Source organism: Kocuria rhizosphaericola, from assembly GCF_044462205.1.
In the GTDB taxonomy this organism is placed as follows: Bacteria; Actinomycetota; Actinomycetes; order Actinomycetales; family Micrococcaceae; genus Kocuria; species Kocuria rhizosphaericola.
Window position 1 is genome coordinate 1 of sequence record NZ_JBISWK010000168.1, and the last position, 7486, is coordinate 7486.

Below are 7486 nucleotides of genomic sequence, written 5' to 3' on the forward strand. Positions count from 1 at the left end.
CGGCGTCCGGTGGCGGGACGGGGCCCGCGGCGCTCAGTTGGCGTGCAGCGCCGCGTTGAGCTCCACGGTCCCGCCGGCCCGCGGCAGCACCTCGACCGCACCGGTGAGGGAGTTGCGGCGGAACAGCAGGTTGGACACGCCGGAGAGCTCCGAGGCCTTGGCCGTGGACCGCTCGCCGTCGGAGTGCACGCTCACGCGGGTGCCGGCGGTGACGTAGAGGCCGGCCTCGACCACGCAGTCGTCGCCGAGGGAGATGCCGACACCGGAGTTGGCACCGAGCAGCACGCGCTCGCCCACGGTGATCCGCTCCTTGCCGCCCCCGGAGAGGGTGCCCATGATGGAGGCGCCGCCGCCGAGGTCCGTGGCGTCGCCCACGACCACTCCGGCGCTGATCCGGCCCTCGACCATGGACTGGCCGAGGGTGCCGGCGTTGAAGTTGACGAAGCCCTCGTGCATCACCGTGGTGCCCTCGGCGAGGTGGGCGCCGAGCCGGATCCGGTTGGCGTCGCCGATCCGCACGCCGGTGGGGACCACGTAGTCGACCATCCGCGGGAACTTGTCCACGCTGTGCACGGTCACGTGCCCGCCGGAGGCCTTCATCCGGAGCAGCCCGAGGGTCAGCTCCTCGGCGAGCACGGGCCCGCGGTCCGTCCAGGCGACGTTCGCGAGCAGGCCGAACACGCCGTCGAGGTTCAGGGTGTTGGGGCGCGCGAGGCGGTGGGAGAGCAGGTGCAGGCGCAGGTACGCGTCCGCGGCGTCCGCGGGCGCGGCGTCGAGGTCGATCACGGTCTCGACGATCTCGCTGCGGACGTTGCGGTCGGGGTCGGTGGTGGCCGCGAGCCGCAGGTCGGCGTCGAGGGACGTGTCGACAGCGTCGGAGAGGGACGGGGCGGGGTACCAGACGTCGAGGACGGTGCCCTCCTTGGGGCCCGAGGCCACGACGGTGGCCAGGCCGAGACCGGAGGCGGGACGAGAGGTGGAAGCAGTCATGGCCTCCATCCTACGGGGGACCCCGGCCCCGGGCCGACCGGCGGTGACGGCCGCCCCGTTATGCTGGCAGCCATGATCGCACCGGAGCTGGACCTTGCCGCGGACCCCGCCGACCTCACGGCGGCCCTCATCGACATCGCCTCCGTCTCGGGCTCGGAGGGCCCCCTCGCCGACGCGGTGGAGGCCGCGCTGCGCCGGCTCCCGCACCTTGCGGTGCACCGGGACGGGGACGCCGTGGTGGCCCGCACCGACCTGGGCCGCGCCGAGCGGGTCGTGCTCGCCGGCCACCTCGACACCGTGCCCCTGCCGACCACCCCGGGTGCCCGCGGGACCGTGCCGTCCACGTGGACGGGGGCGGGCGGGGCCCGGGTGCTCCACGGTCGCGGCGCGACCGACATGAAGGGCGGGGTGGCCGTCCAGCTCGCCCTGGCCGCGGCCCTGCCGGAGCCGAACCGCGACGTCAGCTACGTGTTCTACGACCACGAGGAGGTCGAGGCCGCCGCCAGTGGGCTGGGCCGGCTCCAGCGCCACGCCCCCGAGCTGCTCGAGGCGGACTTCGCGGTGCTGCTCGAGCCCACCGACGGGACCGTGGAGGGCGGGTGCAACGGCACGATGCGCTTCCGCATCACCACCACGGGCCGTGCCGCCCACTCGGGGCGGTCCTGGATCGGGGAGAACGCGATCCACAAGCAGGCCGACGTCCTCGCCCGCCTGGCGGCCTACGAGCCGCGGACCGTGGCGGTGGAGGGGCTCGAGTACCGGGAGGGGCTCAACGCGATCCGGATCGGCGGCGGCGTGGCCGGCAACGTGGTCCCGGACACCGCCCACGTGGAGATCAACTACCGTTTCGCCCCGGACAGGAGTCCCGACGACGCCCTGGCGCACGTGCGGGAGGTGTTCGCCGGCTACGAGCTCGAGATCACGGACCTCTCCCCGGCGGCCCGGCCCGGCCTGGACCGCCCCGCGGCCGCCGCCTTCGTGGCCGCCGTGGGCCAGGAGCCCAAGCCCAAGTACGGCTGGACCGACGTGGCCCGCTTCTCACAGATGGGCGTGCCCGCCGTGAACTTCGGCCCGGGCGACGCGCTGCTGGCCCACACCGACGACGAGCACGTGAGCGCCGACGCGGTCCGGGAGTGCTACCGGGCCCTCGCCGGGTGGCTCACGGACTGACCGGCCTCAGACCCTGACCTCCTCGGCGGCCATGGGGCCCTCGGCCGCCTTGGTCGCGCCTCCCGTGCGGAAGCTGAGGAACCGGGAGAGCCACGCCGCCAGCAGGGTCAGCAGGTAGTTGATGAGCACGAAGACCAGCGCCACCACGAACAGGGTCTGCAGGATGTTGCCGTCTCCGGCACCCAGCCGCCTGCCGCTCGCGAGCAGCTCGGGGTAGGTGATGATGTAGCCCAGGGCCGTGTCCTTGAGGATGACCACGAACTGGCTCACCATCGAGGGCAGCATCGCCGTCAGGGCCTGCGGGAGCTCGATCATCCGCAGGGACCGGGACGGGGTGAGGCCGATGACGAGGCCGGCCTCCCGCTGCCCCTTGGGCAGCTGGTGGACGCCGGAGCGGATGAGCTCGGCGATCACGGCACCGTTGTAGAACATCAGCCCCAGGACCACGGCCCAGAACGGCACGTTCGCGGGTTCCACCAGACCGGCCCGGCCGATCCCCAGGTAGAAGAAGATCATCATCACCAGCACGGGCACGGCCCGGAAGAACTCGACCACCACGGTGGAGACCAGCCGCACCGGGGCGATATGGGAGAGCCGGCCCAGGCCGAAGATCAGACCGAAGGCGATCGAGAGCACCACGGCCAGCAGCGCGGCCCGCAGGGTGTCCCACAGGCCCGGGAGCAGGAAGTTCTCCCACGTGCGCGCCGTCAGCAGGGGCGTCCACTTCGAGGCGTCGAGCTGGCCCTGCTCGGCGAGCTCGCCGAGCACGACCCAGGCGAGGGCGGCCGCGAGCAGCACGCCCACCACGTTGAGCACCGCGCTGACGCGTCGGCCGCGGGGTCCTTGGACGTCGAAGAGGACGTTCTGGGTCTTTGCCATCAGCGCTTCACCGCCAGTTTCCGGGAGGCCCAGGTGGTGAGCAGACCCACCGGGACGACGATGAGGACGAAGCCGAGGGCCACCACCAGGAAGATCGCGATGATCACGTCCGGGCGGAACTCGATCATCGTCTTCATGAGGGAGGAGATCTCGGTCACGGACGCCGCGGCGGCCACCGTGGTGTTCTTGGTCAGGGCGATCAGGGTGTTGCCCAGCGGGGTGATCGCCCCGCGCAGCGCCTGCGGGAAGATGATGAGCCGCGCCGCGGGCAGGAAGCTCAGCCCGATGGCCCGGGCGGCCTCCGCCTGGCCGGCCGGGACGGTGTTGACCCCCGAGCGGATCGCCTCGCAGACGAACGCCGCGTGGTAGAGGCTCAGGCCGAGGACCGCCCAGTTGAAGAAGTTCTGGTTGAAGTCCGAGGAGAGGCTGATTCCCAGCTGGCTCCACACGCCCAGGACCAGGAAGACGAGGATGATCGTCAGCGGGGTGTTGCGGAACAGGTTCACGTAGCCCGTGCCCAGCAGCCGCAGCGACGCGATGGGCGAGATGCGCATCAGGGCGATGAGCGCGCCGAGGGCCGCCGAGCCGAGCGCGGCGAAGAAGGTCAGCCGGAGGTTGACCCAGAAGGCGGCGAGGACGTCGTACTGGTCGAACAGGCTGGCGAAGTCGGTCAGGTAGTCGGACACGGGAGCTCCCGGAGCTGGGGCTGGTGCTGGGTCACGCGAGGGCCCTTCGTCGTGGATCGATCGTTCGCTCTGCTGTCGGGGCGGGCCCCGTGGCCGGCCGGCTCCCGGCCGGCCACGGGGTCACACGGTCCTGGTCACTCGCCGCAGGGCTCGGGCTCCGGCGGGTTGAGCTCCTCGTTGTACGAGTAGTTGGCGCCCTCCGTGTTGGAGGTGACCGCCTCCTCCCAAGCCCCCTCCTCGATCATCTTGGTGATGGCCTCGTTGACGGCCTCGCACTGGTCGGAGCCCTGCGGGAGGCCCACGCCGTAGCGCTCCTCCGAGAAGGTGTTGCCGACCACCTTGAACTTGCCCTGGTTGGCGTCGGTCGAGGCGAGTCCCGCGAGGATGATGTCGTCCGTGGTCACGGCGTCCACCTGGCCGGACTCCAGGAAGGTCACGCACTCGGCGTAGCCGCCCTGCTCCACGAGGTTCACGCCGGGCACCTCCTCCTGCACGTTGACCGCGGAGGTCGAGCCCGTGACCGAGCACAGGTTCTTGCCGTCGAGGTCGGCGGGGCCCTGGATGCTGTCGTCGTCGGCGCGGACCAGCAGGTCCTGGCCGGCCACGAAGTAGGGGCCCGCGAAGTCCACGGTCTGGTCGCGCTCGTCGGTGATCGAGTACGTCGCGAAGATCATGTCCACCTGGTCGTTCGCGAGCATGTTCTCGCGGTTGGCGGAGGGGGACTCGACCCATTCGATCTGGTCCTCGGAGTAGCCGAGCTCGCCCGCGACGTACTCGGCGACGTCGACGTCGAAGCCGGTGTACTCGCTGCCGTCGCGGAAGCCGAGCCCCGGCTGGTCGTACTTGATGCCGATCCGGACGGACTCGCCCGAGCCGCCGCCCTCGCCGCCCGTGCCGGACCCGCCGTCGTCGCCACCTCCGCACGCGGAGAGGGTCAGGGCCGCGGTCGCGGCCATCGCGGCCAGTCCGAGGGGCTTGCTGCTGCGCATGGTGTGCTCCTTGCTGTGGAGGTGGTGGCGTCGGGTCGGAGGGACGGTGGCGGTCAGTGGCCGAGGATCTTGCCCAGGAAGTCCTGGGCGCGCTCGGAGCGCGGGTTCGTGAAGAACTCCTCGGGGGTGTTCTCCTCGACGATCATGCCGTCGGCCATGAAAACGACGCGGTCGGCGGCCTTGCGGGCGAAGCCCATCTCGTGGGTGACCACGATCATCGTCATGCCCTGCTTCGCGAGGGCGACCATCGTGTCGAGGACCTCGTTGATCATCTCGGGGTCGAGGGCGGAGGTGGGCTCGTCGAAGAGCATGACCTTCGGCTCCATGGCCAGGGCACGGGCGATGGCGACGCGCTGCTGCTGGCCTCCGGAGAGCTGGGCGGGCAGCTTCTCGGCCTGGTTGGCGACGCCCACGCGGGTCAGCAGCTCCATGGCCAGCTTCTTCGCCTCGGCCGCCGACTTGCCCCGGACCTTGACGGGGCCCAGCGTCACGTTCTGCAGGACCGACTTGTGGGCGAAGAGGTTGAAGGACTGGAACACCATGCCCACGTCGGCGCGCAGCTTCGCGAGGGCCTTGCCCTCCTCGGGCAGCTGCTTGCCGTCGATGAGGATCTCACCGTCGTCGATGCTCTCGAGCCGGTTGATGGCCCGGCACAGGGTCGACTTGCCCGAGCCCGAGGGCCCGATCACGACCACCACCTCGCCGCGCCTCACCTCCAGGTCGATGTCCCGGAGCACGTGCAGCTCCCCGAAGTGCTTGTTGACGTGCGACATGCGGACCAGGGCCTCGCCCGTCCCCGCGGCGGAGGAGGCCGGTGCGGCTGTCGGCGGAGTGGCGTGTGACATACCGGAAAGATACCCCGGATTCGTCCCGTGTGACGCCGGACACGTGGCAAACGCGTGAATTGGGTACCCGACCGTAGAAATGTTGCGGCGGCCACGGCAGCACGCCCGTCCGCACCGGCCCGCAGCCCGGCGCATAGCCTGGGGGCATGACCGAACTCCTCGTGGTGCTGACCGGGCTCGTGCTGCTGCTCACGGTGGCGGGCGTCGTCGTGCTCGGCAACGACCGGTTCTCCGACCGGGTCGCGCCGGCCCGGGACGGGATCGACACCGGCCGCGCCCCCGCCGCGCCGCTCGTGCTGCCCGAGCACCCGACCGCGGAGGACGTCGAACGGATCGCGTTCTCCGTCCGGCGCCGCGGTTACGACCCCGCGGAGGTCCACGCCGTGCTCGCCCACCTCGCGGAGCGGCTGCCGCCGCCGCAGGACCCGGCGTCCCGTTCGGTGCCGGAGGCGTGAGCCGTCGCCCGGCCGCGGCCCCCTGGTGGGCGCAGGCCCTGCTGGTCTGGGCGGCGTCCCGGATCTGGGCCTGGGCCGTGTTCACCACGGTGGGCCGGCAGCAGGGGCCCGGCCCGTGGGGGGACGGCGCCCTGGGCTATCTCGCGTTCACCGGCACCTGGGACTCGGACTGGTACGAGCGCATCGCCCGGGAGGGCTATCCCGGGGCACTGCCCCGGGACGGGAGCGGGCAGGTCCAGGAGAACGCCTGGGCCTTCTACCCGGTCTTCCCGCTGGTCGTCCGCGCGGTCTCCGCGGCGACCGGCACGGGCTGGGACGTGACCGCCTCGGCCGTGTCCCTGGCGGCGAGCCTCGGCGCCGTCCTGCTCGTCCACCGGCTGTTCCTCCGGCTCGCCCCACCGGCCACCGCCCTGTGGGGTCTCGCGTTCTTCGCGTTCAACCCGGTGGCCCCGGTGCTGCAGGTTCCCTACGCCGAGTCGCTGCACCTGCTGCTGCTCGCGGGCGCGCTGCTGCTGGTGGCGCGGGGGCGGCACCTCGCGGCCGCCCCCGTCGTGCTCGTCATGTGCCTGACGCGCCCCGCGGGGGTCCCGTTCGCCGCGGCCCTCGGGATCACGTGGCTCGTGCGCTCCGTGCGCCGGCACCGGGCCGGGGAGCTGCGCCGCGCCGTCGACGCCGTCGACGGGCTCTTCGCCCTCGCGGTCTTCTCGTGCGGCGCCGCTCTCGCCTGGCCGGGCATCGCCTGGGCCGTCACGGGCGAGTCGACCGCGTACACCGACACCGAGACGGCGTGGCGGGGCGGCGGGCTGCATCCGGTCGTGCCGTGGTTCGACGCGGCCGCCGGGCTGTTCGGGCCCGTGCTCGGGCTCGCGGCGCCCGTGCTGCTGGTCGCCGGCGGGACGGTGCTGCTGCGCGCCCGCGTGGTGCGCGACCGTCTGGACCTGCTCACGCGCGTGTGGCTGGCGAGCTACGCCGTCTACCTGCTCCTGTTCCTCCATCCCCAGAGCAGCACCTTCCGGCTGCTGCTGCCGCTGTTCCCGCTCGCCCTGCCGCTGGCCGCGGTCTCGGACTCGCGCGCCTACCGGGTGGCCTGCGTGGTCTCCGGCGCGGTGCTCCAGCTCGTCTGGGTCGGCTGGCTGTGGCACTGGAAGCAGCTGCCCGGGGGCGGGGACTACCCGCCCTGACCCTGTGCCGGCCGCGCCGACGCGGCCCCCCGGGCGCCGGGGCGGTCCGGATCCACGCCGGTGGCTCGGATAGGATGGGAGCCACACCAATCGAGAAAGAGGAGTTCCCACATGGCGGCCATGAAGCCGAGAACCGGTGACGGACCGATGGAGGTCACCAAGGAGGGGCGCAGCCTCATCATGCGGGTGCCGCTCGAGGGCGGCGGTCGGCTGGTGGTCGAGCTGAAGCCGGGCGAGGCCGCGGAGCTCAAGGAGTGCCTGGCCGGCGTCACGGAGTGACCCCAGGCGTGG

The 7486-nt window shown here is 72.2% G+C and carries 9 protein-coding genes; 4 read left to right on the forward strand and 5 right to left on the reverse strand.

Annotated elements, in window-relative coordinates; all coding sequences use genetic code 11:
* Positions 1-33 precede the first annotated feature (33 nt).
* Positions 34-999, reverse strand: a complete 966-nt coding sequence (dapD, locus tag ACH9D2_RS17190) for a 2,3,4,5-tetrahydropyridine-2,6-dicarboxylate N-succinyltransferase (RefSeq protein WP_396364041.1) — start codon at positions 997-999, stop codon at positions 34-36.
* 51 nt (positions 1000-1050) lie between these two features.
* On the opposite strand from dapD, the gene dapE reads away from it, so the two are divergent.
* A complete protein-coding gene (gene dapE / locus ACH9D2_RS17195; protein ID WP_396364042.1) occupies positions 1051-2160 on the forward strand; it encodes a succinyl-diaminopimelate desuccinylase in 1110 nt (369 codons plus the stop codon).
* A gap of 6 nt (positions 2161-2166) precedes the next feature.
* On the opposite strand, the gene ACH9D2_RS17200 is transcribed toward dapE, so the two are convergent.
* From ACH9D2_RS17200 to ACH9D2_RS17215, 4 genes are all read right to left on the reverse strand, one after another.
* Positions 2167-3039: an amino acid ABC transporter permease gene (locus ACH9D2_RS17200; RefSeq protein WP_396364043.1), complete on the reverse strand. Its 873-nt coding sequence runs from the start codon at positions 3037-3039 to the stop codon at positions 2167-2169.
* Positions 3039-3725 (reverse strand): amino acid ABC transporter permease, encoded by a 687-nt coding sequence (locus ACH9D2_RS17205; RefSeq protein ID WP_396364044.1) that lies wholly within the window; start codon positions 3723-3725, stop codon positions 3039-3041. Before ACH9D2_RS17205 ends, ACH9D2_RS17200 begins: the two co-directional genes overlap by 1 nt.
* Before the next feature lie 134 nt (positions 3726-3859).
* Positions 3860-4714, reverse strand: a complete 855-nt coding sequence (locus ACH9D2_RS17210) for a glutamate ABC transporter substrate-binding protein (protein WP_396364045.1) — start codon at positions 4712-4714, stop codon at positions 3860-3862.
* 53 nt (positions 4715-4767) lie between these two features.
* The gene (locus ACH9D2_RS17215; protein ID WP_396364049.1) at positions 4768-5487 is read right to left on the reverse strand and encodes an amino acid ABC transporter ATP-binding protein; all 720 of its coding nucleotides are present in this window, start codon (positions 5485-5487) and stop codon (positions 4768-4770) included.
* Positions 5488-5705: 218 nt separating this feature from the next.
* Here ACH9D2_RS17215 and ACH9D2_RS17220 point away from each other — a divergent pair, with 218 nt between their 5' ends.
* From ACH9D2_RS17220 to ACH9D2_RS17230, 3 genes are all read left to right on the forward strand, one after another.
* Entirely contained in the window at positions 5706-6014 is a 309-nt protein-coding gene (locus ACH9D2_RS17220; RefSeq protein WP_396364046.1) for a DivIVA domain-containing protein, read from the forward strand.
* Complete coding sequence (locus tag ACH9D2_RS17225; RefSeq protein WP_396364048.1) at positions 6011-7195, forward strand: hypothetical protein; 1185 nt, start codon at positions 6011-6013, stop codon at positions 7193-7195. Before ACH9D2_RS17220 ends, ACH9D2_RS17225 begins: the two co-directional genes overlap by 4 nt.
* A gap of 111 nt (positions 7196-7306) precedes the next feature.
* Complete coding sequence (locus tag ACH9D2_RS17230; RefSeq protein WP_075872508.1) at positions 7307-7474, forward strand: DUF3117 domain-containing protein; 168 nt, start codon at positions 7307-7309, stop codon at positions 7472-7474.
* The last annotated feature ends 12 nt before the right edge of the window (positions 7475-7486 follow it).